The 21,840-nt window shown below is 64.2% G+C and carries 25 protein-coding genes and 1 pseudogene; 6 read left to right on the top strand and 20 right to left on the bottom strand.

The window, feature by feature from the left end; genetic code table 11:
* Positions 1–36 precede the first annotated feature (36 nt).
* The 3 genes from ACSHZY_RS05260 to ACSHZY_RS05250 all read left to right on the top strand — a co-directional run bounded on the left by ACSHZY_RS05260 (position 37) and on the right by ACSHZY_RS05250 (position 4,295).
* Positions 37–2,244 carry a primosomal protein N' gene (locus ACSHZY_RS05260; RefSeq protein ID WP_435166931.1) on the top strand — a complete coding sequence of 736 codons (2,208 nt, stop codon included), beginning with the start codon at positions 37–39 and terminating at the stop codon, positions 2,242–2,244.
* 44 nt (positions 2,245–2,288) lie between these two features.
* The gene (gene msrA, locus ACSHZY_RS05255; protein WP_435166391.1) at positions 2,289–2,921 is read left to right on the top strand and encodes a peptide-methionine (S)-S-oxide reductase MsrA; all 633 of its coding nucleotides are present in this window, start codon (positions 2,289–2,291) and stop codon (positions 2,919–2,921) included.
* An 81-nt stretch (positions 2,922–3,002) separates the two neighbouring features.
* Complete coding sequence (locus ACSHZY_RS05250) at positions 3,003–4,295, top strand: MFS transporter (protein ID WP_435166388.1); 1,293 nt, start codon at positions 3,003–3,005, stop codon at positions 4,293–4,295.
* 36 nt (positions 4,296–4,331) lie between these two features.
* Here ACSHZY_RS05250 and ACSHZY_RS05245 read toward each other — a convergent pair whose 3' ends face one another.
* The 3 genes from ACSHZY_RS05245 to ACSHZY_RS05235 form a co-directional block, all read right to left on the bottom strand.
* Positions 4,332–5,081, bottom strand: coding sequence for a DUF1013 domain-containing protein (locus ACSHZY_RS05245; protein ID WP_435166385.1), 750 nt, complete (start codon positions 5,079–5,081; stop codon positions 4,332–4,334).
* A gap of 144 nt (positions 5,082–5,225) precedes the next feature.
* A complete protein-coding gene (locus tag ACSHZY_RS05240) occupies positions 5,226–6,227 on the bottom strand; it encodes an NAD(P)H-quinone oxidoreductase (RefSeq protein ID WP_435166383.1) in 1,002 nt (333 codons plus the stop codon).
* Positions 6,224–6,889, bottom strand: coding sequence for a COQ9 family protein (locus tag ACSHZY_RS05235; protein ID WP_435166380.1), 666 nt, complete (start codon positions 6,887–6,889; stop codon positions 6,224–6,226). The genes ACSHZY_RS05240 and ACSHZY_RS05235 overlap by 4 nt, the downstream gene beginning before the upstream one ends.
* Positions 6,890–6,981: 92 nt before the next feature.
* Here ACSHZY_RS05235 and rpsU point away from each other — a divergent pair, with 92 nt between their 5' ends.
* Positions 6,982–7,188: a 30S ribosomal protein S21 gene (gene rpsU, locus ACSHZY_RS05230; RefSeq protein WP_128254633.1), complete on the top strand. Its 207-nt coding sequence runs from the start codon at positions 6,982–6,984 to the stop codon at positions 7,186–7,188.
* Between the two features lie 72 nt (positions 7,189–7,260).
* Here the strand turns inward: rpsU and ACSHZY_RS05225 are convergent, their stop codons facing one another.
* From ACSHZY_RS05225 to gloA2, 4 genes are all read right to left on the bottom strand, one after another.
* Complete coding sequence (locus ACSHZY_RS05225) at positions 7,261–7,719, bottom strand: Lrp/AsnC family transcriptional regulator (protein WP_435166376.1); 459 nt, start codon at positions 7,717–7,719, stop codon at positions 7,261–7,263.
* A gap of 58 nt (positions 7,720–7,777) precedes the next feature.
* Entirely contained in the window at positions 7,778–8,221 is a 444-nt protein-coding gene (gene mscL, locus ACSHZY_RS05220) for a large conductance mechanosensitive channel protein MscL (RefSeq protein WP_435166373.1), read from the bottom strand.
* Positions 8,222–8,315: 94 nt separating this feature from the next.
* A complete protein-coding gene (locus ACSHZY_RS05215; protein WP_435166370.1) occupies positions 8,316–10,541 on the bottom strand; it encodes a FepA family TonB-dependent siderophore receptor in 2,226 nt (741 codons plus the stop codon).
* Positions 10,542–10,749: 208 nt separating this feature from the next.
* Positions 10,750–11,136, bottom strand: a complete 387-nt coding sequence (gloA2, locus tag ACSHZY_RS05210) for an SMU1112c/YaeR family gloxylase I-like metalloprotein (RefSeq protein WP_435166367.1) — start codon at positions 11,134–11,136, stop codon at positions 10,750–10,752.
* A 156-nt stretch (positions 11,137–11,292) separates the two neighbouring features.
* On the opposite strand from gloA2, the gene ACSHZY_RS05205 reads away from it, so the two are divergent.
* Positions 11,293–11,523, top strand: a complete 231-nt coding sequence (locus ACSHZY_RS05205) for a hypothetical protein (RefSeq protein WP_435166365.1) — start codon at positions 11,293–11,295, stop codon at positions 11,521–11,523.
* Between the two features lie 455 nt (positions 11,524–11,978).
* Here ACSHZY_RS05205 and ACSHZY_RS05200 read toward each other — a convergent pair whose 3' ends face one another.
* A complete protein-coding gene (locus ACSHZY_RS05200; RefSeq protein ID WP_435166362.1) occupies positions 11,979–12,113 on the bottom strand; it encodes a hypothetical protein in 135 nt (44 codons plus the stop codon).
* Between the two features lie 553 nt (positions 12,114–12,666).
* On the opposite strand from ACSHZY_RS05200, the gene ACSHZY_RS05195 reads away from it, so the two are divergent.
* Positions 12,667–13,026, top strand: coding sequence for a VOC family protein (locus ACSHZY_RS05195; RefSeq protein WP_435166359.1), 360 nt, complete (start codon positions 12,667–12,669; stop codon positions 13,024–13,026).
* 107 nt (positions 13,027–13,133) lie between these two features.
* Here the strand turns inward: ACSHZY_RS05195 and ACSHZY_RS05190 are convergent, their stop codons facing one another.
* The 12 genes and pseudogenes from ACSHZY_RS05190 to ACSHZY_RS05135 all read right to left on the bottom strand — a co-directional run bounded on the left by ACSHZY_RS05190 (position 13,134) and on the right by ACSHZY_RS05135 (position 21,837).
* Complete coding sequence (locus tag ACSHZY_RS05190; RefSeq protein WP_435166356.1) at positions 13,134–13,538, bottom strand: DUF4440 domain-containing protein; 405 nt, start codon at positions 13,536–13,538, stop codon at positions 13,134–13,136.
* Positions 13,539–13,627: 89 nt separating this feature from the next.
* Positions 13,628–14,080: a GNAT family N-acetyltransferase gene (locus ACSHZY_RS05185; protein WP_435166353.1), complete on the bottom strand. Its 453-nt coding sequence runs from the start codon at positions 14,078–14,080 to the stop codon at positions 13,628–13,630.
* 269 nt (positions 14,081–14,349) lie between these two features.
* Positions 14,350–15,489: an epoxide hydrolase family protein gene (locus ACSHZY_RS05180; RefSeq protein WP_435166350.1), complete on the bottom strand. Its 1,140-nt coding sequence runs from the start codon at positions 15,487–15,489 to the stop codon at positions 14,350–14,352.
* Positions 15,490–15,737: 248 nt separating this feature from the next.
* Positions 15,738–16,040: pseudogene (locus ACSHZY_RS05175) on the bottom strand (transposase); the annotation flags it as partial.
* Between the two features lie 67 nt (positions 16,041–16,107).
* The gene (locus ACSHZY_RS05170) at positions 16,108–17,001 is read right to left on the bottom strand and encodes a glycosyltransferase family 8 protein (RefSeq protein WP_435166928.1); all 894 of its coding nucleotides are present in this window, start codon (positions 16,999–17,001) and stop codon (positions 16,108–16,110) included.
* A gap of 502 nt (positions 17,002–17,503) precedes the next feature.
* Entirely contained in the window at positions 17,504–18,805 is a 1,302-nt protein-coding gene (locus ACSHZY_RS05165) for an ATP-binding protein (RefSeq protein ID WP_435166347.1), read from the bottom strand.
* A complete protein-coding gene (locus ACSHZY_RS05160) occupies positions 18,802–19,461 on the bottom strand; it encodes a response regulator (RefSeq protein ID WP_435166344.1) in 660 nt (219 codons plus the stop codon). The genes ACSHZY_RS05165 and ACSHZY_RS05160 overlap by 4 nt, the downstream gene beginning before the upstream one ends.
* Before the next feature lie 7 nt (positions 19,462–19,468).
* Complete coding sequence (locus ACSHZY_RS05155; protein WP_435166341.1) at positions 19,469–20,017, bottom strand: L,D-transpeptidase; 549 nt, start codon at positions 20,015–20,017, stop codon at positions 19,469–19,471.
* 60 nt (positions 20,018–20,077) lie between these two features.
* Positions 20,078–20,416, bottom strand: coding sequence for an MFS transporter (locus tag ACSHZY_RS05150; RefSeq protein ID WP_435166925.1), 339 nt, complete (start codon positions 20,414–20,416; stop codon positions 20,078–20,080).
* A 104-nt stretch (positions 20,417–20,520) separates the two neighbouring features.
* Entirely contained in the window at positions 20,521–20,871 is a 351-nt protein-coding gene (locus ACSHZY_RS05145; protein ID WP_435166338.1) for a DUF305 domain-containing protein, read from the bottom strand.
* A gap of 27 nt (positions 20,872–20,898) precedes the next feature.
* On the bottom strand, positions 20,899–21,177 hold the full coding sequence (locus ACSHZY_RS05140) for a hypothetical protein (protein WP_435166335.1): 279 nt from the start codon (positions 21,175–21,177) through the stop codon (positions 20,899–20,901).
* A gap of 48 nt (positions 21,178–21,225) precedes the next feature.
* The gene (locus ACSHZY_RS05135; RefSeq protein WP_435166333.1) at positions 21,226–21,837 is read right to left on the bottom strand and encodes a methyltransferase family protein; all 612 of its coding nucleotides are present in this window, start codon (positions 21,835–21,837) and stop codon (positions 21,226–21,228) included.
* Between the last annotated feature and the right edge of the window lie 3 nt (positions 21,838–21,840).

The raw sequence follows: 21,840 nt of genomic DNA, 5'->3' as shown, positions 1-21,840 counted from the left end.
CCCGGGGCCGCCCCCGTGATAGCGCAAGCGAAGGGCATGGGAAAGGGAGTGCGCGTGTCGGAACGGTTTGCCGAAGGCGATCTGGTCGGCGTCCTGACGACCGAGCCGCTGGGCCGCCCGCTGGACTACAAGGCGCCCGAAGGCGGCTGCGTGGCCGGCGATCTGGTGGAGGTGCCGCTGGGCCCGCGCCGGGTTCTGGGCTGCGTCTGGGGCAAGGGCGAGGGCAACTTCGACATCAACCGCGTGCGCCCCGTCACCCGCGTTCTGGACGCCGCCCCCCTGCGGGACGAAATGCGGACCTTCCTGCAGCGCGCCGCCGATTACACCCTGACCCCCCTGCCCCAGATGCTGCGGCTGGCCACACGCGCGCCGGACCTTGGCGCGGGCCCCGCCACCCGCCGCGTGCTGCGCGCCACCGGGCGCGAGCCGGCACGGGAAACCGAGGCGCGGCTGCGGGTGATGGACGCGCTGGACGCCTTTGGCGGCGTCTGGGTCACGGCTGGGGAGCTCGCGGCCGAGGCCGGCGTGTCCACCGCCGTGCTCAAAGGCCTGGTGAAGGCCGGCGTGCTGGCCGAGGAGGACGCCCCCCGCGATCTGCCCTATCCGCGCCTGAACCCGAACCTGCCGTCGAAGGACCTGTCCGACAGCCAGGCCGAGGCCGCCGCCGCGCTGGCCGCCGCCGTGGCCAGCGGCACCTATGGGACCACGCTGCTGAAAGGCGTCACCGGATCGGGCAAGACAGAGGTGTATCTGGAAGCCGTCGCGGAATGCCTGCGTCAGGGCCGTCAGGCGCTGGTCCTGCTGCCCGAGATCGCGCTGACGGCTGGGTTTCTGGACCGCGTCGAGGCGCGGTTCGGCGCGAAGCCCGCCGAATGGCATTCCGGCGTCACCTCCACCGAACGCCGCCGCCTTTGGCGCATGATCGGCGAGGGGGAGGCGCAGCTGGTCGTCGGCGCGCGGTCGGCCCTGTTCCTCCCCTTCCGCGAGATGGGCCTGATCGTCGTGGATGAGGAGCACGACACCTCTTACAAGCAGGAGGAGGGGGTGCTGTACAACGCCCGCGACATGGCGGTGCTGCGGGCGTCGATCTGCGGGGCGCAGGTGGTGCTGGCCTCGGCCACCCCCGCGCTGGAAACATGGGTGAACGCCGACAGCGGCAAGTATCGCCGTCTGGACCTGACCGCCCGCTTCGGCACCGCCGAACTGCCCGAAATGCACGCCATCGACATGCGGGCGGAAAAGCTGCCGTCGAACCGCTGGATCTCTGAAACGCTGGCCCGGCAGGTGGAAAAGCGCATCTTGGCGGGGGAACAGTCGCTTCTGTTCCTGAACCGGCGGGGCTATGCCCCCGTCACCATCTGCCGCGCCTGCGGGCATCAGGTGGGCTGCACCGAGTGCGACGCGCGGATGGTCGAACACCGCTTCCTGAAGCGCCTTGTCTGCCATCAATGCGGCGCGACGCGGCCGGTGCCGGAGACCTGTCCGGCCTGTTCCGTCGAAGGCAAGATGGCCGCCGTCGGCCCGGGGGTGGAGCGGTTGGCCGAGGAGGTCGCCGAACGCTTTCCGGAGGCGCGTGTGTCGGTCCTGTCCTCGGACCTGTTCGGATCCGCGCGGGCGTTGAAGGAGGCGATCGAGACGATTGCGGGGGGCGGCGCCGACATCATCATCGGCACGCAGATCGTGGCCAAGGGGCACAATTTCCCGCTGCTGACGCTGGTCGGGGTGATCGACGCGGATCTGGGCCTGCAAGGGTCGGACCTGCGGGCGGCGGAACGCACCTTCCAGCTGATGCGGCAGGTCGCGGGCCGTGCGGGGCGGGCCGAAAAGGCGGGCGTGGCGCTGCTGCAAACCCACCAGCCCGAACATCCCGTGATCCGTGCCATCCTGACGGGGAACGAGGAAGACTTCTGGCGGGCCGAGGCCGCCGAGCGGCGCATGGCCGGCGCGCCCCCTTACGGGCGGATGGCGGGCATCATCCTGTCCCATCCGGACGTGGCCGTGGTGTTCGACTTCGCGGGCGAACTGGCGCGGCGCGACGGGCCGTTGCGGACCATCGGCGCACAGATCTACGGCCCCGCCCCCGCCCCCATCGCGCGGGTGCGCGGCCGGCACCGCGTGCGCCTTCTGGTGAAGGCTGAACGGGGTGCCCCCTTCCAGGCGGCGCTGGCCGAATGGGCAGGACAGCTGAAGCTGCCCGCCAACCTGCGCCTTGCCATCGACATCGATCCGCAAAGCTTCCTATAGCGCCTGCGGCTTCCTATATTGGCCCCAACGAACGGAGGTTTCCCATGTTCTTTTCCAAACCCGCCGCGATGGTCCGGCCCGAAGACGCCCTTCCCGGCCGCGCCCAGCCGCTTCCCACGGCCGACACGCATTTCATTTCCGGCATCCCGCTGAAATCCCCCGTCCCCGAGGGGTTCGAGGAGGCCATGTTCGGCATGGGCTGCTTCTGGGGCGTTGAACGCCGCCTGTGGCAGGTGCCGGGCGTCTGGCTGACCATGGCCGGATATGCGGGCGGCTACACGCCGAACCCGACCTATAAGGAAACCTGCACCCAGCTTACGGGGCATAACGAGGTGGTGCGCGTGATCTTCGACCCGAAGGTCGTCAGCTTCACCGATCTGCTGAAGGTGTTCTGGGAAAACCACGACCCCACGCAGGGGATGCGGCAGGGCAACGACGTCGGCTCCACCTACCGCTCGGGCATCTACTATTACACCCCCGAACAGAAAGCCGCGGCCGAGGCGACGAAGGCCGAGTTCGAGGCAGGCCTGAAGGCCGCCGGCTACGGCGCCGTCACGACCGAGATCATTCCGGTGCCGGAGTTCTATTACGCCGAGGACTATCACCAGCAGTATCTGGCCAAGAACCCGGACGGCTATTGCGGGCTGCGGGGCACGGGCGTGACCTGCGCGATCTGAAGGAAGGGGCCGCGCGGCCCCTTTTTTCTTTCCTTTTGCCCGCTGTGCCGTAACAAAAGCGTCAACCAGGCGGGGGACGCGATGCAGCACACGGTGGACGAGGTTCTGACGACGGGCGGCGCAGGTCGCTTCCAGTGGCGGCTTCTGGGCATCTTCGGGCTGGTCTGGACGGCGGACGCGATGCAGGTGCTGGCGGTCGGTTTCTCCGCCGCCTCCATCGCGGCCACGTTCGGGCTGACGATCCCGCAGGCCTTGCAGACGGGCACGCTGTTCTTTCTGGGGATGTTCTTGGGCGCTGCGGCCTTCGGGCGGCTGGCGGACCGGATCGGACGGCGGCGCGTGTTGCTGATCACGGTGGCCTGCGACGCCGCGTTCGGGCTTTTGTCGGTCTTTGCGCCCAGCTTTGGCATCCTGCTGGCGCTGCGGTTCCTGACCGGCGTGGCCGTGGGCGGCACCCTGCCGGTCGATTACGCGATGATGGCCGAATTCCTGCCGCCAAAGAACCGTGGCCGCTGGCTGGTCGGGCTGGAAGGATTCTGGGCTGTCGGCACGCTGATCGTCGCCCTGACCGCCTGGATCGCCAGCCTGATGGGCGCGGCCGAGGCGTGGCGCTGGATGTTCGCGGTCGCCGCCTTGCCCGCCCTGATCGGCATCTGGTTGCGGCTGTGGATTCCCGAATCCCCCATGTACCTGCTGAAGGCGGGGCGCGAGGCGGAGGCCCGCGCCGTGTTGACCAAGGTGCTGCGCGTGAACGGCCGGACGATGCCCGAAGGCACGCTGTCGCTGCCCCCCGCACAGGGATTCACGTCCGACCTGCGTCGCATGACGGTGGCGGTGGCGGCGCTGTGGTTCCTTGTGTCCGTCGCCTATTACGGGGTGTTTGTCTGGGTGCCGGGGCGGCTGGCCTCCGAAGGCTTCGGATTTGTGCGGGGCTACGGCTTCCTCGTGATCCTCGCGCTGGCGCAATTGCCGGGATACGCGCTGGCCGCCTATGGGGTAGAGCGGTGGGGTCGCAGGCCGACGCTGATCGGCTTCCTTTTGGCCTCGGCCGCCGGATGCCTGCTGTTCACGGTGGCGGGGGGCGCCACGCTGATCGCAGCCTCCCTGCTGCTGATGAGCTTTGCACTGCTGGGCACCTGGGGCGCGCTGTACGCCTTCACGCCGGAACTGTACCCGACCGCCTTGCGCGGGACCGGAATGGGCACGGCGGGGGCGATGGCGCGGCTGGGCGGGTTGGCGGCGCCGTCGGTCGTCGGGCTGGTGGTGGCCTACAGCTTCACCGTGGCGATCGGGCTGTTCGCAGGCCTTTTGCTGCTGGCGGCACTGGCGGCGGCCACGATCCGGACCGAAACGCGTGGCGCGCGCCTGACCTGAAAGCAAAACGCCCGGGGTTTCCCCCGGGCGTTCGTGTCAGCGACGATCGTATTCGTCATCCTCGTCATGCACCGTCTCTCCGGCGGGCTTGAAGAAGCTTTCGGCGTCCGAATAGTCGACGGAGGACTTGTCCTCCTCCTCTTCGCGCTTGGTGAAAATGTCGAAGTCGGACGGCATGCGGGGCTCGTCCTCCATCTCCAGCGACTGTTCGGTGGACACCAGCTTGCGGCGTTCGTCATCCGTCATCACGCCGCCTTCGGCCGCGCGCTTGCGGGCCGCCTGCTGCACGATCGAATCAAGTTCCGTTTGACGGCACAGGCCCAGCGCCACCGGATCGATCGGCGTCATGGAGCCGATGTTCCAATGCGTCCGTTCGCGGATGGACTGGATCGTGGGCTTCGTGGTGCCGACCAGTTTCGCGATCTGGCCGTCGGTCAGTTCCGGGTGGAACTTCACCAGCCACAGGATCGCGTTCGGACGGTCCTGACGCTTGGACAGGGGCGTGTAGCGGGGACCGCGACGCTTGTCCTCGCCCTGAGCGGCGGCGTTGTATTTCAGCTTCAGCTTGTGAAGCGGGTTCTTCTGGCCCTTCTCGACCTCGGCAGGGTCAAGCTGGTTGTTGGCCACCGGATCGAAACCCTTCACGCCGGTCGCGACATCGCCGTCGGCGATGCCCTGCACCTCAAGCTCGTGCATGCCGCAGAAATCGGCGATCTGCCGGAAGGACAACGTCGTGTTGTCGATCAGCCAGACGGCCGTCGCCTTTGCCATCAGGGGCTTCGTCATGGGTTGCTCCTTTACACATCTCTCCCGGGCCGGGAAACGGCTGCGGGGCGGGCCCGCGACTTTCGCTTTCGGGAATTGACGTCGTATATAGGTCAAGGACCGGCCAAGGGGAAGGGAAAATGCGTCCCCTGCCCCTTGGCAGGGTCAATCCCCCGGCATCTCCAGCACGATCTTCCCGATATGGGCGGAGCTTTCCATGCGTGCATGGGCCTTCGCCGCATCGTCCATGGAAAACGTGCTGTCCATCACCGGACGCAGATGGCCCGCCGCGATCATCGGCCAGACGTGGCGCTGCACCTCTTTCGCGATCCGCGCCTTTTGCAGCGTGGATTGGGGGCGCAGCGTCGATCCGGTGACCGTCAGGCGGCGGGTCATGACCTCGGCCATGTTCAACTCCACCTTGGCGCCCTGCAGGAAGGCGATCTGGACCAAGCGGCCGTCATCGGCCAAGGCCCGCAGGTTCCGCGGCAGGTAATCGCCCCCCACCATGTCGAGGATGACATCCGCCCCGCCCACCGCGCGCAGCATCTCCACGAAGTCGCTGTCGCGGTAGTTCACGGCCTCGGCCCCCAGATCGGCGCAGGCCTCGCATTTCTCGTCCGAACCGGCGGTGGCGAAGACGCGGGCGCCCAGCGCGCAGGCGATCTGGATCGCCGTCGTCCCGATGCCGGAAGACCCTCCATGCACCAGAAACCGCTCCCCCGCCGCCAGTCCACCGCGCATCACCATGTTCGACCAGACGGTGAAGCAGGTTTCGGGCAGGCAGGCCGCTTCGGCAAGGCTCAGCCCCTCGGGGATGGGCAGGGCGTGGTCGGCCTGCGTGACCACGTGGGTCGCGTAACCGCCGCCCGGGAGCAGCGCGCAGACCGGATCGCCGATCTTCCAGTGGGTGACCCCCGGCCCCACCGCCGCCACATAACCCGCACATTCCAGCCCCGGCAAGGGGGAGGCGTCGGGCGGCGGCGCGTACTGGCCGGCGCGTTGCAGAGCGTCGGGGCGGTTCACGCCCGCAAAGGCCACGCGGATCAGGATCTGGCCATGGCTGGGCACGGGCGTCGGCACATAGTCGATCGTCAGAACCTCGGGCGCGCCATGTTCGCGGATGGTGACGGCGCGCATCAGTTCGGGCATGTCCTCGGGGATCATGACATGCGCCCCGGCATGTCGTCCCGCCCCTTCGGCGCCCGGATCCAGGACAGCGGGAAGGCCGCCATCTTCGCCAGCGGGTTGCCGGCATAGCGGGCCTTCAGCCCTTCGAACTTCATCACGCCTTCGATCCGGCGGTCCAGGAAGTCCCAGGTCGCCTGATGGTCCGTGCTGTCGTCGCCCAGCCAGAACAGAACCGTTGCGGCATAGACGCCCGACAGGGTGACCCGCTTCGTGTACCAGTTCACGTCCTGCGACGTATCGCCCAGCGTGCGCCAGATCATGTCCGCCGTGTGCCAGATGGCGCGCGCGCCGTCCCCCGCATGTTGCGGCAGCGCGAACAGGGTGGAGCCGCGACGGACGGCCTCCTTGTCGGCCTCCTCCAGCCGCAGGCGGATCAGGGTGGCGACCCGCTGGCGGTAGGGCATGTCGTCCAGCGCCACGGTGGCCGCACGGTCCACCATGCGGGCGTCGCCGCGCCAGTGATAGGCCAGCGCCAGATCCACCGCACCGCGCGGAAACAGGGCGCGGCCCAGCCCGTGCGACACGCCGGCATCGGTCAGCGCGGCCCGCAACGTCGCCTCGGACCAGCCGTCGAAGGCGACATGCGCCAGGGCCGCGTCGATGACGGCGTTCTTCACTTCGGTGCTTTCCATGCTCATACCTCCGTTGCGGTGGACATGGGGGATATAGTGTTCTATATGGGCGCTGCCTGCACAATCGTGCAACTCTAGCTTAGGAAGGTGGTGACACCATGCAGGTCAGCGTCCGTGACAACAACGTCGAACAGGCCCTTCGGGCCCTGAAGAAAAAACTTCAGCGTGAAGGCGTTTTCCGCGAAATGAAGCTCAAGCAACATTTCGAGAAACCGTCCGTCAAGAAAGCGCGTGAGCAAGCCGAGGCCGTTCGTCGTGCCCGTAAACTCGCTCGCAAGAAAGCGCAGCGCGAGGGCAACCTCTAAGACGTTCGCGTCCAAAGCTGGGGCCTTCGGGTCCACCGTTGAACCCCCTTGCCCAGGCTTGGGGGTTTTTCGTTACACGGGTATGGCGGTGGTGCGGAACACGGTCTTCAGCGCGAAGGACGAATGCATCTGCGCCACGCCCGGAAGCCGGGCCAGCGACTGGCGGTGGATGCGGGCGAAATCCTCGGTGTCGGCGGCCAGCACCTTCAGAAGGTAATCGGCCGTGCCGGCCATCAGGTGGCATTCCATCACGTCGGGGATGCGCTGAACGGCGGCCTCGAACGCGGCCAGAACCTCGTCTGCCTGGCCCGACAGCGTGATCTCGACGAAGACGACGGTGGGGCGTTCCATCTTGCGGGCGTCCAGCAGCGCGACATAGTCCGCGATGAAGCCCTCCTCCTCCAGCCGCTGCACGCGCCGGTGACAGGCCGAGGCGGAAAGGTTCACCCGTTCGGCCAGATCGGCGTTGGTGATGCGTCCCTGCTTTTGCAGGACGGACAGAATGCGGCGGTCAATGGGGTCGAGTTTCATCCGGGCGGGCCTTTGGCTGGTGCGTCGGCCTTACGCCAAGCCCACCCGGATGGGAACGTCAAACCTGCGGCTTTTGCGCCAGAAGGTCGCGGATCTGGATCAGCAGTTCTTCCTGTGTCGGACCCTTGGGGGCGGCGGCTTCCTCTTGCGCTTTCTTGTGGTGGGTCGCGTCCTTGACCTTGTTCACCGCCTTGACCAGCAGGAACACCACGAAGGCCACGATCAGGAAGTTGATCACCGCCATCACGAAGGAGCCGTAGGCGAAGATCGCGGCGCCGGAATTGCGCGCTTCGTCCAGGCTGGCGCCGGGGGTCACGGTGCCCGACAGCACCCAGTACAGGTTGGAAAAGTCGATCCCGCCGATGATCAGGCCGATCACCGGGTTGATCAGGTCCTTCACGATGGAATTGACGATCGCGGTGAACGCGGCGCCGATGATGATGCCGACCGCGAGGTCGAGCACGTTGCCCCGCGCGATGAACTTACGGAATTCATGAAGCATGGTTTGCCCTCTTCGTTGCGTGTGTTTTCATATGAGGCGGGGTGCAGGGTTGACGAGGGATTCGTCGCGAAAAGCCGCGCCTCCGTCCTTGGTGTCAGAAGGTCTTGCTCAGCCCCAGATAGATGGCGCGGCCCGGTTCGTTGAAGGTGTTGGCCCCTACGCCGGTGCGGTCCACGTCCTTGTCCAGAAGGTTCGTGATCCCCCCGGTGATGGACACGCTGTCATCCAGAACATACCGCGTGGACAGGTTCACGAGGGTGTAGGGATCGCGGTCCTCGGTGCTCGTGGCGTCGGCGCCGGTCAGGGCGTTGAACTGCGCGGCCTCGATCTTGCCGTAATGGGTCAGGGCCGGGATGATCGTCCAGTTGTCGGTCGCGTCCCATTCCAGCGCAGCGTTGATCGTGTATTTGGGCACCAGGCTCAGCGGATCGCCGGTTTCCTTGTTTTCCGACTTGATCATGTAGGTGAGGTTGGTCGTCAGGCTCAGCGTGTCGCTCAGTGGTGTGCTGAAGCTGCCCTCCACCCCCGTGATGACGGCGCGGGGGATGTTTTCCCACTGGAAGACCTTGCAGGCGCTGTCGGCCGTGGCCGGATCCTCGTCAAAGTCGCAGGAGGCCTGCGCCTGCAGCGTGTCGCCCGACTGGATGCGGTTGCGGTAGTTGTTGTGGAACGCGGTCAGCGTGGCCGCCACGCCGAAGTCGTTTTCATACGCGACGCCCAGTTCCGCGTTCACCGAGGTTTCCGGTTCCAGATCCGCGTTGCCAAGAACGTAGCACGGCCCCTCCACCCCCACGGGGCAACCGTTGCCGCGCGTGGTGTAGATGTAGTTGGGGCTGACCTGATACAGGTTCGGCGCCTTGAAGGCGCGCGCGACGCCGCCCTTGACGGTCCAATTGTCCGTGACGCGATAGGACGCGTTCAGCCCGCCGCTGAAGGTCGTGCCGAAATCCTCGCTCCAGTCCGCGCGCAGGCTGGGGGCAAGGGAAAGGCGGTCCGACAGCTCGATGTTGCCTTCGGCGTAAAGGCCGACCAGCGTCTGGTCCAGAACGGGGTCGCGGTCCTCCGCGCTGTCGGCGGTGCCCCCCACCCCAAGGTCGATGTCGCCCGCACCGGTGACGATCACGGGATCGTTGATGCGTTCGTAGCGCACCTCACTGCCCAGGGTCCAAGTGGCCAACCGGCCGAAGATCTGGCCCGGCAGGACCCATTCCGTCTTGCCGCTGATGTTGCGCAGGTCGACCGTGCCAAAGTCCAGCGCGTTGATGGCCCCTTCCCCGGACCCGGCCGTGCCTTCCAGAAGGCGGGTGTTCGACGTCTTCTCGAACTGCAGATAGCTCATCGATTTGCCGAAGCCGTAGGTGCCGCGATGGGTCAGGGCGGCGGTGCGGCGGCGCAGGACGTTCGTTTCCGACCCCTGAAGGGATTGCAGGAAGTCGGCGTTGGCGCTGGTGCTGCCGTTCGACAGCTGCGTGTCGCCGGCGAAAATGTTGCCCTGGCGCGAATAGCCCAATTCGAAGTCGAAGCTGTTCTGATCGTTCGGCGTCCAGCGCAGAAGGCCGTTGAAGTCGCGGTTGCGCACGCCTTCGTTGCCGGCGGGCACGGCGCAGTCGGTCACCGCGCCGGCGCGGTCGTAGCACGTTTCTTCGGCCACGGCGTCGGCGTTGATGTCATAGGCGTCCGCGTCGGTCTTGTTGAAGTTCCCGGTGAAGCGCAGGGCCAGCTGGTCGTTCAGCGGTTTCGACCAGATCAGGTTCAGCCGCTTCGTGTCCCCTTCGTCCGAGGATTCGGGAAAGTCGAAATGGGTGCTGATGGACAGGCTTTCCTTGGTCGGCATCTTGGTGATGATGTTCACCACGCCCCCCGCCGCGCCGGATCCGTAACGGGCCGCCGCGGGGCCGCGGATCACCTCGATCTGCTCGATCAGCTCGGGCGGGACCCAGTTCGAATCGCCCCGCGAGTCCCGCTCGCCCCCGCGCCCCATCTTGACCGAGTTGCGCGACAGCACGGGCTTGCCGTCGATCAGGATCAGCGTGTTTTCAGGCCCCATCCCGCGAATGTCGATCTGGCGCTGGTTGCCCCGCTGCCCCGTGGAGCTGGCCCCGGTCAGGTTCACGCCCGGCTGCTTGCGGATCAGTTCGGAGATGTCGTTGACGACGGGCGTCTTCTCGATCTGCTCTTCGGTGATGGTGGAGGTGCCCAGCGCCTGGCGCACCGCTTCCTCGTAGCTTTCCACGATGATGGGATCGAGGACGAGGACCTCGTCCTCCGTCGCCGGGGCGTCTTGCGCCCACAGGGCTGCGGGAACGGCCGTCGAAGCCATGAGCGTCAAAAATGCACGGGAAATGGTGCGCGAAACTCGCCTTGCCATGACCTCTCCTGTCAGGGTGTGAGGGAAGAGGCTGGCGGGAAGGCTGGCGATCGAGCGCGTGTGTAATCACAGGACTTTGACCTGCCAAGCAGATTTCGTCATCGACCGGAACATGCTGAAGCATTTGCGCCACAGGGGCCGAACAGGCCGCACCCTGCGGTTACGCCTGATAAAGCTCCAGCGGCAGGCCGTCAGGGTCCGCGAAGAAGGTGAAGGCCCGGCCGGTGTATTCGTCGATCCGCACAGGTTCCACGGCCACGCCCCGCGCTTCCAGCGACGTCTTCTCGGCCGCCACATCCTTCACCGCAAAGGCCAGATGCCGCAGGCCGGCCGCCTCGGGCCGGTTGGGCCGGGGGGGTGGGTCGGGGAAGGAAAACAGCTCGATCCCCGTCCCGTCCGGCAGCACGAGGTCGAGCTTCCAGGAATCGCGTGCCGCCCGGAAGTTTTCGGCCACCACGCGCGCGCCCAGCACGTCGCAATAGAACGCTTTCGACCGCGCATAGTCGGTGCAGATGATCGCGATGTGATGAACGCGGATGATCTTCATCGTCCCCCCCTGCCCGGCGATGATACCAGAAAAGGCATCTTTGCGCGTGGAAGAAAAGGGCAATGATCGCCTAGAGCGGCGCCGAAAGCGCGCTGTGCGATGATCGCGTGAAGTGTTTGAGGATGTAGATTCGCAGACGGGTTTGCCGCTGCCTGCGTGGAAACCCACGCGCACACTGCATCCTTCACCAAGCATTTTTACCTCGTTCGCCATGCAACCTTAGCGCATTACACCCTGATCGGCTGGGCGAGACACCGCATGCCAAATGGCCCTTGCCGCGACGATGACCATGAGCGCGCCTCTAGAGGCCTGATCGAGAAGATCGCTGAAGTTCAGGAGCAGGCAAAGAGCGAAGACTTCGTTCAGACGGCGAGGACAGCAAGCTGATGATGAATACCGAATTGGGTGAAACCGACCTGAAGGCTCACCGCACGGCCTCCAACTAACAAGTGAGAAACGGAAGGACGAGGGCTGATGGGGCGCAAATGAGCGCCAAGCTGCTCTCCGGCTGGCGCAGGTGCGCCACGCATTCAGCCCTCAGTCCACTGAAGCAGTGCGCGCATTTTTAGCGCCGTCTGGTGCTCCTGCGAGGAACTCGGTCAAGCCAATTAGTAGGGTTCAGACCTAGTTCTAGATACTCAAGATCAGGCCGTGTAGATGAAACCAAGTGTGACCATGCACCCGATCTTTAGCACTAGCCGACGCTCAAGGTCACGACCCCAGTGCTGATATTACCCCGAATACGTGTGCTGGCAGTACTTTCCTTTGCAAGCTTGACGATCATATCAATCTGCTCGTCGGTGTAGTGTGCTGACTTTAGTCGGCGCGCGTATTCGCATAGGTCAACAAACATTAGTTCTGCCATTTTTGGCTTTGGTGGCTGCGACCGCATCTGCAATGCCATACAACGCAGGGTTGTTCGCACAGTCACCGCCATCAGCCAATTCTATTTTGTCCCAAATAGCGGTGACGGCCATCTTGCGGTTGAAATAAGGATACGCGGAACAAATCTTCGAAGGTCGCCTGGTTGAAGATCCTTGCTACCAGTTTTGCTAAGGCCTCTGATCTATGTGTAGCTGATTTCTTTTGCATGATGTCCGGCACATGCTCACAGTAGAGCTTGTGGATCGTCTCGACGTCGTTCCGGCCCCGTGTGTCAGATCACCGTCCGCCTCAGGTCGGGCTGCGCCCACCCTGCTTTGCCCTTCCGATGACATGAGGTCATCCAAAGTGAAAAGCACGGATGGCTTCGCCACTGGCGGAGTAGAGGGGCACAGACCGGAATGTGGGCACACGCACGAGGTAATTTCGTGACGCAAAAGGTAATTTTGCGCGATGTTCACAAATGATGTAGATTCGCACGCTGATTACCGCGCCATGGTGCAAGAACTTCGGAAAATACTAACAGTGTGTCAGGCATTTTTGCCGCGTTCGTCATGCAGCTTTGCCGTTACGAGCCCTATGCGGACCTTGGCACATCGCAAAAAGTTGTTACAATGCATACAGTGGTATGCCATTCGGAGGGTCGATGTGATCAAAGCCATGCATCATGTCCAACTCGCGATGCCTAAGGGCGGCGAGGATCAAGCACGGGCATTCTACGTAGGAGCCTTGGGCTTTGATGAGGTCAATAAGCCTTCGATCTTGCAAGGCAGGGGCGGCGTCTGGTTCAGCCAAGCCGGAGTGGAAGTTCACCTTGGTGTGGAAGAACCTTTTACCCCAGCAAAGAAAGCTCACCCTGCTTTCGAAGTCACTGCACTTGAGCAAGCTGTGAAGCGCCTAACAGACATGGGACTTGAGTATCGTCGTGATGTCGATCTGCCCATGATCCGCAGGATCTACATTGATGACCCCTTCGGCAACCGGATCGAACTATTGGAGACTATCTAAGTCACCACCGCTCGCTGAACGGCAAGAACGTCCCATGATCGTCGTCCAGAGCCCGAAGCCGTCATTCGAGACCTGCGACTTAGGCTTTCATCTAAGGGCAAGGATATTCAGAACGGTGTTCGCTGATGGAAGCGAAGCTTCCACTGGCCTTCATTCTTTATCCAAAGCGATGAGCGACGGCCCCTTTCGATGGTGCCGGTATGGCGCACTTCGCTTGTATAAGTTGCCAAAGCAACATTCGGAGCGATGAAGGCCAAAGCATAGTCAGTGAGAGGAAGTTTCGCCTCAATTTTCGCATCTGAGGTCTGTTCGAACATCATTTCAGATCTCTCGTAACGACGACCGGAGCGACCGAATTCTATGAAGCCGTCAGCGAAAGTTCGATCCATCAACTGGGGGTCGAAACGTGTCTCTGCACGCCATAGGGATTCTTCGAGCATACGCAGCTCGTCTACATCTTCGTCTGTAAGCTCCATTTTCAAAGCTCCCTCGGCATCCTTCCGCTTCGGCATCATATGCCGCTGTCCGTTCTGTCCCAAGATCGTCGTGCGAGCCAGAAGCCGTCATTCGCGGAAAGTCAGGCAATATCCTTTTGCATTTTTTAACGCTTCAGGACGACGCCCTGCCGCTCTACATGCTCCTCTTCTACCATGACCCACCCGCGCCTTAGAAAGAAGGGATGTGCGACCAAGCTGGCCTCGGTTGTGAGCTTTGTCGCTCCATTGTCTTTGGCCCAATCTTCTGCGGCGTTTAGGAGGGTTCGGCCTACGCCCCTGCCGCTCGCTGAAGGTAGCACAAAAGCCAGATCGACATATCCTGTGCGGTCGATGGTAATGAATCCAATTGGCTCGCCGTTCGCTTCCGCGACAAAACCGCCAAGTGCTTTGACCCGCGCTTTCCAGCGATCAAGGTCAATCGCGTCTCCGCCCCAAGCAAGCCGTTGCTGATAGCTGTAGGCGGTTCTTGTGCCCTCATGCACAGCGCAGAAGAAGATGCGGCCAACTGCACTGTAGTCTTCAGGTGCCAAGGGCCGGATATGGATCTGTGTGCTCATGTTCCCCCCACGGGGCGAATGTTTAGCCTCGGAGGACAATCTCGGCAACGTCCGCAATCTCCCATCTTCGACTGCCCAGCCGACACCGGGCGCTTCCGACCAGCATCGACGTTCGGAGCCCAAACCGGACATTTGCTACCCGGTGAAACAAGCTGCCTGGCTTGCTCAGGCGAGGCACTAAGACGCTCTCTCCTGCTCTCCTTACCGACTGGTGCATTTGGTTTGACAGCACCCCACGCACCGCGCATCGGAAACGGAGATCTTCACTTTCAGGCGCGCGCTCCCGACACCTCCGCGATAAAGGCGCGCAGGTCGGCCAGCATCAGTTCCGGCTCTTCCAGCGCGGCGAAATGGCCGCCCCGCGGCATGTCGGTCCACTGCACGATGTTGTAGGTCTTCTCCGCGAACGAGCGCGGCGGCGGCGGGAACATAGGATCGGGGAAAGCCGCAACGCCGGTCGGCACCTGGATGCGGGTGCCGGCCGGAAGCATCCGCGACTTCTCAAGCCGGCTGCCATAGTAGATCCAGGTGGCAGTCACGAACGATGCCGGCGCGATGTAGAGCATGATGTTGGTGAGGAGTTCCTCCTCGGAAAACTTGCTCCAGATGTCGGGGTCGCCATTGGCGGTTCTCGGAAGATCGGCCCACTTGCCGAACTTTTCGAGTATCCAGCCTGCCGCTCCGACCGGGCTGTCGGCCATCGCGACGCCGAGTGTCTGCGGATAGGTTTCTTGCTCGCGAAAGTAGGCGCTCTCCTGATCAGCAATCGCGGCCCGCTTGTCGGCGAAGGACTTCTCCTCGCGGGTCGTCGGAGCGGCATCTTCCGCACGCACGGTCATCATGTTGATATGGATGCCGAGCAGAGCGTCCGGGCGATCATGCGCTGCCCATGCCGCGAGGGCGTGGCCCCAATCGCCCCCTTGAACGAAATACCGCGTGTCGCCGAACAGTTGGATCATCAGCCCATGCACAAGCGCAGCAGCCCGCCGCGGGCCGATCGGGCGTGTGTTCGGGTTGGAGAACGCGAATCCGGGAAGCGAGGGGACGACGACATCGTGCCCGTCCGCTGCGAGTGGCTCCAACAGCCGCTCGAACTCGAGATACGAGCCCGGCCAGCCGTGGAGAAGCAGGACGGGCGGCTTGGAGGCGTCGCCTTTTACATGAACGAAGTGGAGGCGCTCGCCTTCCACGTCGGCCGTGAAGTTGAGGAGTGCATTGAGGCGCCGTTCGACCGCACGCCAGTCGTAGCTATCCCGCCAATACGCGGCGAGCCGCTTAAGATCACCAACTCCGACCCCCGCCGACCAGCCCCCCGCATCCGGCAGCTGGCTCCAATCATAAGCCTCGACCTTGTCCCTGATCGTGGAGAGCCGTTCCTCAGAGATGTTGATCGTGTAGGGTGAAATCATGATGTTCTCCGCTTAAGTTGGGATGCGGTTCGATGGAAAGGGCGGGTCTCACCGTGGCTAAGGCCGAGGTTCGATGAAGCCGGAATGATCCGCATACTCCTTTGATAGCTGCCGATGAGTCTTCGGTCGACAGAACGCTGAACGACCGCAATTTCCCAATTGTGTTGAAAAACTCGTCCTAGATCCTGCGACGATTTCGCATCAAGATCGGGCCGCGCGTTCCCCTCAGCAACCTGCTGCCTGATCCAGATAAGTTTCGCCAGTTTGCGGAGGTTCTGGGCGGTCGCGGCGAGATGGAACTCGTCCTTGGCATCGTTCAGGCCGCGCAGGCGCAAGCGGCCGAGGCGCAGGATGCGCTTGAGGTGGGCGAAGAGCATCTCGACCTTCTTCCGCCGTCGCGTGCTCTCGAGGTAGGCGTCGGTTCCGGCGAAGGCCCGGACCTTGTCGCGGACGGCCTCATGGCGGTGGCGGGAGATCGTGCGCGTGGCCTGGTTTGGCGTGCAGCGGGCCTTGAGGTCGCAGGTGCCGCAGTCCGCTTTGCTGGCGTAGTATCTCCGGAAGTCGTCGGCCCCGTAGGCCGGTCGTTCCTTGTCGAGGACGGGGAGGCCTTCTCTTCCTTCAGGTGAAGATGGCTTCTGGGTATCTCCGACGGAACGACCAAAGCGCGGCCTTGTAAATTGCCACAGCGTAGATGCTACGTTTCCATTTATCCCTCGGCAAAGAATGCCACGGCTTTAGTGGACCATGAAAGTGGTAGATGCCATCTTTCTCTTCTTTCAATTCGGCGCCGCTGCAGCCATGGTCTTTTGCCCAAGATCTTTGAAGGGAGGCGCGACCCCATGATGAATTCCAAGCAGGGTTTAGGTGTTTAATCCGGCCACGGAATAGCTCGTTGATGAAGTCTTGATCTACTGTCCGGTATCCTATCGCGCGTTCGAATTTGAGCATTCCCTCTGCGAGGGATCCTTCATTTCGGATCGCACCACAATCCATCAACAAGACGCCGGAGTTTATGTAGCTGTGCACAGGAGAAGGCGCCACGATCTTCGCAGTCTCTTCGAGATGAGACCACGTCTTGCCACGTGAGATACGGTGCAGGGCATGAAGGGACCCAGAGTCCCGCACCCCACCAATCAAATGCCCGTCCATCGATATGCCGTAGACTTCAGCAAGATCACGACGCACATATGTATCTCCGTCTATGTATAGCACTCGCCCTTCCATCAGATGGGGGAGGAAAAGACGTGCTAACGCAGCTTTGGGGACATGACGACCTTTATGTCGGGCGCTACCAAAGGCATCGTCTTTCAGTGGATGAAACTGGATAGCTATTCCGCGATCATCGGCAATCCGCCGCAGTAGATCGGTGGCTTTGGAGTCAAGAGAGACGCTAAGAATATCCACTTTGGCCAAATCAGGAGTCGATTGAATGGCTGATGAAAGTGACAGCGCCGTTGGTCCCACCAAACCCATGTCTGTTCCGTATGCAATCCTTACGCCATGGTTATCCATATGCTGACCCATCTCAGACGATCGTGATATCGTATTCTTCGGCATCGTGGACATTCTTCGTCAGCACCTGCGCGTAACGGCGCAAGCGGAGCAGTAAATGCAGCAGGCTTCGGATATCGGCGTCCATGTGTTTCAGACGTAGCGGAGGCGATCCTTATTCCCCTTGTGGCCGTTTTCTTTCGTCTATGTTTGTTGCTATGCTCCTCGACCTTGGACAGGACACGCCCAGTGCAGGCTCGAGTCACCCTGCGCATCTCAGATGCCGGGCACAGTTGGGCATTTTGTAATGAAGATGCCATCCTGGTGCGAGCTTGGCTCGCGCGTGTCGGGGTGGGCTGACGGCAGCTCGTCCCGTCCTCGACTGGAAGAGCCCTGAGCCGCCATTCGCTCCAGATGTTGATGATGCTGTCGCAGCATCATCATAGATGTTCTCTGGTCGCGTAGTCGATCGAGTTGCGCGCTACTAACGCTCGTAGACAGTCTTCGTGCGCACTGGCCGCCGTCAACCCAGCCGGAGCGTCACCCTCTCCCCGCCACCCCTCGCGGGATCCAGGTGCAGCTCTCCACCCATCTTCTCCATCGCCGTGCGGGCGATAGCGAGGCCGAGACCGCTGCCGCCGGGCTTCGGGCGGCTGCCGCGAAAGAAGCGCTCGGTGATGCGGGTGCGGTCCTCGGCCCGGATGCCGGGGCCCCTGTCGGTGACCTCGATGCGGCGCGCGTCGGCGCGGACCCGGACGGTGCCGCCGGCGGGCGAGGCCTGGATCGCGTTCTCCAGCACGTTGCGCAGCGCCGCCCCCAGCAGAAGGCGGTCCCGCGGCGGCGCGGGTCCGGCCTCCACGCGGACGTTGACGCCCTTCGCCTCGGCCAGCGCCTCCGTCATCTGCACGCAGTCCCTCAGGATCGCCGCCAGCGGGGCGTGATCCTCGCCCATGCGCCGCGCGTCCACCGCCGCCATGTCCAGAAGCTGCCGCACGAGGCGGTCGGTGCGCGCGACGCTCGTCTCGATCTGCGACAGGGCGCGGGCGCGCTGCCCCTCGTCGCCGCGCGCGGCGATCTGCGCCTGGGTCTTCAGCCCGGCGAGCGGCGTCTTCAGTTCGTGCGCGGCGAAGGCGGTGAAGCTGCGCTCGCGCTCCCGCGCGGCCTCGACGCGGGCGAAGAGGTCGTTCATCGCGCCCCGGACCGGCGTCAGCTCGGACGGCAGGCGGCGGTCGAGGGGGTGCAGCTCCTCCGCCTCGCGCGCGGCGAGATCGCCGGCGAGCCGGCGCAGCGGGCGAAGGCCGCCGCTGAGGCCCAGCCAGATCAGCCCGGTCAGCACCGGCAAGATGGCGAGCGAGGGCAGGATCAGCCCGTGCGTCACGTCCGCGATCAGCCGCTCGCGCATCGCCATGCTGTCGCCGATCATCACCCGGACGCCGCGCTCGGCATCGGTCACCGAGAAGACCCGCCATTCGGTGCCGTCGACGGTGTTGGTGCCGAAGCCATCGGCCTCGGCCAGCCGTTCCTCGGGCGCGAAGGTGGATCCTGCCAGCCGCGCCCCGTCCAGCCGCCAGATCTGGCAGGAGAGCTGGCGCGAATAGCCCGCCACCGTCTCGGAGGACGTGGCCAGCGCGACCGCGGCCTCCACGTCGATCCGCCTGTCCGAGATCAGCGAGGACACCATCCGCGCCGCCTCCGCCAGCCGCGCGTCGAGCACGTGGTCAACCTTGGCGGCCGTCGAGTGGTGGATCCAGGCGATGCCCGACAACCATACCGCGCAGGTGGCGGCCATCAGGATCGCGAACATGCGCAGGCGAAGCGAGATCATGGCGCGGCCAACCGGTAGCCCGCGCCGCGTACCGTCTCGATGAAGGCCGCGCCCAGCTTGCCGCGCAGCTTGTGGATGTGGACCTCGACCGTGTTGCTTTCCACCTCCTCCTGCCAGCCGTAGAGACGCTCCTCCAGCGCGGGCTTGCCCAGGATCGCGCCCGGCCGCTCCATCAGCGCGTGCAGGATCGTGAACTCGCGATGCGAGAAGCCGAGCGCTTCGCCCCGCAGGCGGCCGGCCATGCGCGCGGGATCGAGGATCAGCCCGTTCCATTCAAGTGCCGGCGCGGCGCGTCCCTCAGCCCTGCGCAGGATCGCGCGCAGGCGGGCCGCCAGCTCCTCCAGGTCGAAGGGCTTTCCAAGGTAGTCGTCGGCGCCGCGGTCCAGCCCCGCGATGCGTTCGGCGACCTGGTCGCGCGCGGTCAGCACCAGCACCGGCAGCGCCACCCCCGCCGCCCGCCACTCGGCCAGCAGGTCGAGGCCGGAGCCGTCGGGCAGCATCACGTCCAGCACCACCCCGTCGAAGCCGCCCGCAGCCAGCGCCGCGCGGGCGTCGGCGAGGCTTTCGACCACCTCGGACGAAAAACCGGCAAGGCCCAGCCCCACCCTCAACCCGTCCTGCAGCACGGGGTCGTCCTCGACGATCAGAAGCCTCATGATGTCCTCAGAGCAGCCGCACCTGCGTTCCGACTAGCGCCAACTCGTAAAGCTCCTCCACATGCTCGTTGTAAAGCCCGACGCAGCCCGAGGATGAGGGCCGGCCGATCTTCCTCGTGTCATGGGTGCCGTGGATGATGTAGGCGGACCAGCCCAGATACATCGCGCGGGTGCCCAGTGGACATTGCGGTCCCGGCGGGACGTAGCGCGGCAGCGAGGGGTCGGCGGCGATCATCGAAGCGGTCGGCCGCCAGTCGGGATCCTCTCGCTTCCTCACGATCTCGGTATAGCCGCGCTTCGTCAGGTCCTCGGTCATCGGGATGGAGCTGGGGTAGAGCCGGTAGGCCCCGTCCGCCCCCCAGTAGTGCAGCGCCCGCGAGGTGAGGTCGGCGAGGATCGCCCCCTTGCCGATGTGGTCGAAATGGCCGCGCCAATCCTGCATCTGGAAGCTGGAGATGTTGGCGCGCGGGCCCGCGACCTGCGCCCGCAGCGGCGTGGACATCAGCGCGGGCGCGGCGAGCGCGGTCAGGAGAAGGGTGCGGCGGGGGATGGTCATGCGATTGCCTCGTTCGTTGCCAAACCCGCATCGCCCCCCAACCTTAAGCCGGGCTGAAGGTCAGCGCCGCCGCATCCGCCAGACCAGCGGCGCCAGAACCAGCGCGATGGCCGGAAAGATCAGCAGGTGGATCGCGTTCCACCCCGAGGCCTGCAGCAGCGCCCCCGAGAAGAACGAGCCCGCCGCCACCGTGCCGAAGACGATGAAGTCGTTCAGGCCCTGCGCTCGGCCGCGCTCGGCCTCGTCATGGGCGGCGGCCACCATGGCGGTTGCGCCGATGAAGCTGAAGTTCCAGCCCAGGCCCAGCAGGATCAGCGAGACGTAGAAATGCGAAAGGTCCAGCCTCGTCAGCGCCACCGTCCCCGAGACACCGATGATGACGAGGCCGGTGGCCGTGATCCGCTCCTCGGCTGATGGCCTCCGCCATCGCCGAGCTGCAGGAGGAGCGAAGCGGTTCCTGCCCCTCTGTTGAAGAGAGGCCCGCGATGAGCGGGCCCATCCGTTTATTCGGGCATTTCGACGCCCATATGGTCCAGCATCGCCGTCATCTCGGCGACCTCGTCCTTCTGGGCGTCGATGATTTTCTGCGCCATCTCGCGCGTTTCGTCGTCGGTGCCGTGTTCCAGTTCCACCTCGGCCATGTCGATGGCGGACTGGTGGTGCGGGATCATCATCAGCAGGAAATCCGCATCGGGATTCCCGGTGCTTTCCATACCCTCCATCGATCGCATCATCGTGTCCATCGTCGCCATGTAGGCAGACATCGCGCCCTCCATCGCGTGTCCGGAGTGATCCTGTGCGGCGGCGGGGCCGGCGATCAGCAGGATCGCGGCAAGGGGTTTCAGAATGTTCATGTCATCTCTTCCTGTTTGAAAACGGGTTCAGACAAAGACATGGGTGATCGGGGGCCGGAACAAAGGCTCGGTCGTGGCCGAGGGCAGAATGTGTGGTTCCGGCACCGGCCACGGGAACACCACAACGCGGACCGCCTGCACGATCTCCAGCCGTTCGGGCGTCGAGGCGCAACACGAGTGCGAGGTGCAGACGGCCTTTTCGTGATCCGGCATATCTGCGCAGGCCATTGCGCCGGACCCGCCCGTCGCAGTCAGCAGCACAAGCGCAATCGTCGTCGCGCGCAAGAGGATCAGAAGAACCTGCATCAGGACGGATCATTCACTGGACGCGGGGAGATCACAACGCGTCTGACATCACCAAAGCGCGAGACCGCTCAGCGGGTGCGCCGCGTGCAGCCAGTTCAACGCCTCGGCCAACGGGATCAGGGACAGGAACACCATCGCGTCACGCGTGTTGCGCCGCAGGGTTCCGGTGTCGAAGGTCACGCGCTGCGGCGTCGAAAACCCTGACAGGCCCGGCATGATGCGCGGCACCCGCGCGGCATAGGCATCATAAGCCCCGCCGAACATCCGGCGCAGGTCGCGCTCCTCGCGCGCGGCTGTTGCGGTCAGGATCGCCAGTACGATGCCTCCCACCAGCAGCGTCAGCGTCACGCTTTCCAGCATCAACCCGAACCCGACTGCCCCGATGGTCGAGAACAAGTAAAGCGGATGGCGGCAGATCGAATAGGGACCGTCCTGCATCACGGTCCGGTTCTTGTGCCCGCCGATATACAGGATCGCCCAGAACCGCCCCAGCAGCGCCGCGACGATGCACAGGATCCCCGCGCCATGCAACAGCGCGGCGGACAGGCCGCTGACGGCGGGGGCGCTGAACAGCAGCACCGGCACGAGCGCCAGCACGGCAAGGCGCAATCCGGCAATGCGGATCCTCTGGTTGAACGGGCGGGCGATCATTGCGGTCATGGA

This window comes from Falsirhodobacter sp. 1013, from assembly GCF_051195255.1.
GTDB lineage: Bacteria > Pseudomonadota > Alphaproteobacteria > Rhodobacterales > Rhodobacteraceae > Falsirhodobacter.
The sequence above is the reverse complement of the archived record's forward strand: the minus strand, read 5'-3'. Positions and strand labels throughout refer to the sequence as shown.

What these genes read in the sequence shown, in the direction of transcription:
- ACSHZY_RS05215 (WP_435166370.1), bottom strand. Translation starts at nt 10,541, where the DNA reads ATGGCTTCGACGGCCGTTCCCGCAGCCCTGTGGGCGCAAGACGCCCCG.
- ACSHZY_RS05165 (WP_435166347.1), bottom strand. Translation starts at nt 18,805, where the DNA reads ATGATCTCGCTTCGCCTGCGCATGTTCGCGATCCTGATGGCCGCCACC.
- mscL (WP_435166373.1), bottom strand. Translation starts at nt 8,221, where the DNA reads ATGCTTCATGAATTCCGTAAGTTCATCGCGCGGGGCAACGTGCTCGAC.
- ACSHZY_RS05140 (WP_435166335.1), bottom strand. Translation starts at nt 21,177, where the DNA reads ATGCAGGTTCTTCTGATCCTCTTGCGCGCGACGACGATTGCGCTTGTG.
- rpsU (WP_128254633.1), top strand. Translation starts at nt 6,982, where the DNA reads ATGCAGGTCAGCGTCCGTGACAACAACGTCGAACAGGCCCTTCGGGCC.
- gloA2 (WP_435166367.1), bottom strand. Translation starts at nt 11,136, where the DNA reads ATGAAGATCATCCGCGTTCATCACATCGCGATCATCTGCACCGACTAT.
- ACSHZY_RS05155 (WP_435166341.1), bottom strand. Translation starts at nt 20,017, where the DNA reads ATGACCATCCCCCGCCGCACCCTTCTCCTGACCGCGCTCGCCGCGCCC.
- msrA (WP_435166391.1), top strand. Translation starts at nt 2,289, where the DNA reads ATGTTCTTTTCCAAACCCGCCGCGATGGTCCGGCCCGAAGACGCCCTT.
- ACSHZY_RS05190 (WP_435166356.1), bottom strand. Translation starts at nt 13,538, where the DNA reads ATGCCGAAGCGGAAGGATGCCGAGGGAGCTTTGAAAATGGAGCTTACA.
- ACSHZY_RS05160 (WP_435166344.1), bottom strand. Translation starts at nt 19,461, where the DNA reads ATGAGGCTTCTGATCGTCGAGGACGACCCCGTGCTGCAGGACGGGTTG.
- ACSHZY_RS05185 (WP_435166353.1), bottom strand. Translation starts at nt 14,080, where the DNA reads ATGAGCACACAGATCCATATCCGGCCCTTGGCACCTGAAGACTACAGT.
- ACSHZY_RS05250 (WP_435166388.1), top strand. Translation starts at nt 3,003, where the DNA reads ATGCAGCACACGGTGGACGAGGTTCTGACGACGGGCGGCGCAGGTCGC.
- ACSHZY_RS05260 (WP_435166931.1), top strand. Translation starts at nt 37, where the DNA reads ATGGGAAAGGGAGTGCGCGTGTCGGAACGGTTTGCCGAAGGCGATCTG.
- ACSHZY_RS05225 (WP_435166376.1), bottom strand. Translation starts at nt 7,719, where the DNA reads ATGAAACTCGACCCCATTGACCGCCGCATTCTGTCCGTCCTGCAAAAG.
- ACSHZY_RS05245 (WP_435166385.1), bottom strand. Translation starts at nt 5,081, where the DNA reads ATGACGAAGCCCCTGATGGCAAAGGCGACGGCCGTCTGGCTGATCGAC.
- ACSHZY_RS05200 (WP_435166362.1), bottom strand. Translation starts at nt 12,113, where the DNA reads ATGGCCGTCACCGCTATTTGGGACAAAATAGAATTGGCTGATGGCGGT.
- ACSHZY_RS05170 (WP_435166928.1), bottom strand. Translation starts at nt 17,001, where the DNA reads ATGGATAACCATGGCGTAAGGATTGCATACGGAACAGACATGGGTTTG.
- ACSHZY_RS05145 (WP_435166338.1), bottom strand. Translation starts at nt 20,871, where the DNA reads ATGAACATTCTGAAACCCCTTGCCGCGATCCTGCTGATCGCCGGCCCC.
- ACSHZY_RS05240 (WP_435166383.1), bottom strand. Translation starts at nt 6,227, where the DNA reads ATGATCCCCGAGGACATGCCCGAACTGATGCGCGCCGTCACCATCCGC.
- ACSHZY_RS05235 (WP_435166380.1), bottom strand. Translation starts at nt 6,889, where the DNA reads ATGAGCATGGAAAGCACCGAAGTGAAGAACGCCGTCATCGACGCGGCC.
- ACSHZY_RS05180 (WP_435166350.1), bottom strand. Translation starts at nt 15,489, where the DNA reads ATGATTTCACCCTACACGATCAACATCTCTGAGGAACGGCTCTCCACG.
- ACSHZY_RS05135 (WP_435166333.1), bottom strand. Translation starts at nt 21,837, where the DNA reads ATGACCGCAATGATCGCCCGCCCGTTCAACCAGAGGATCCGCATTGCC.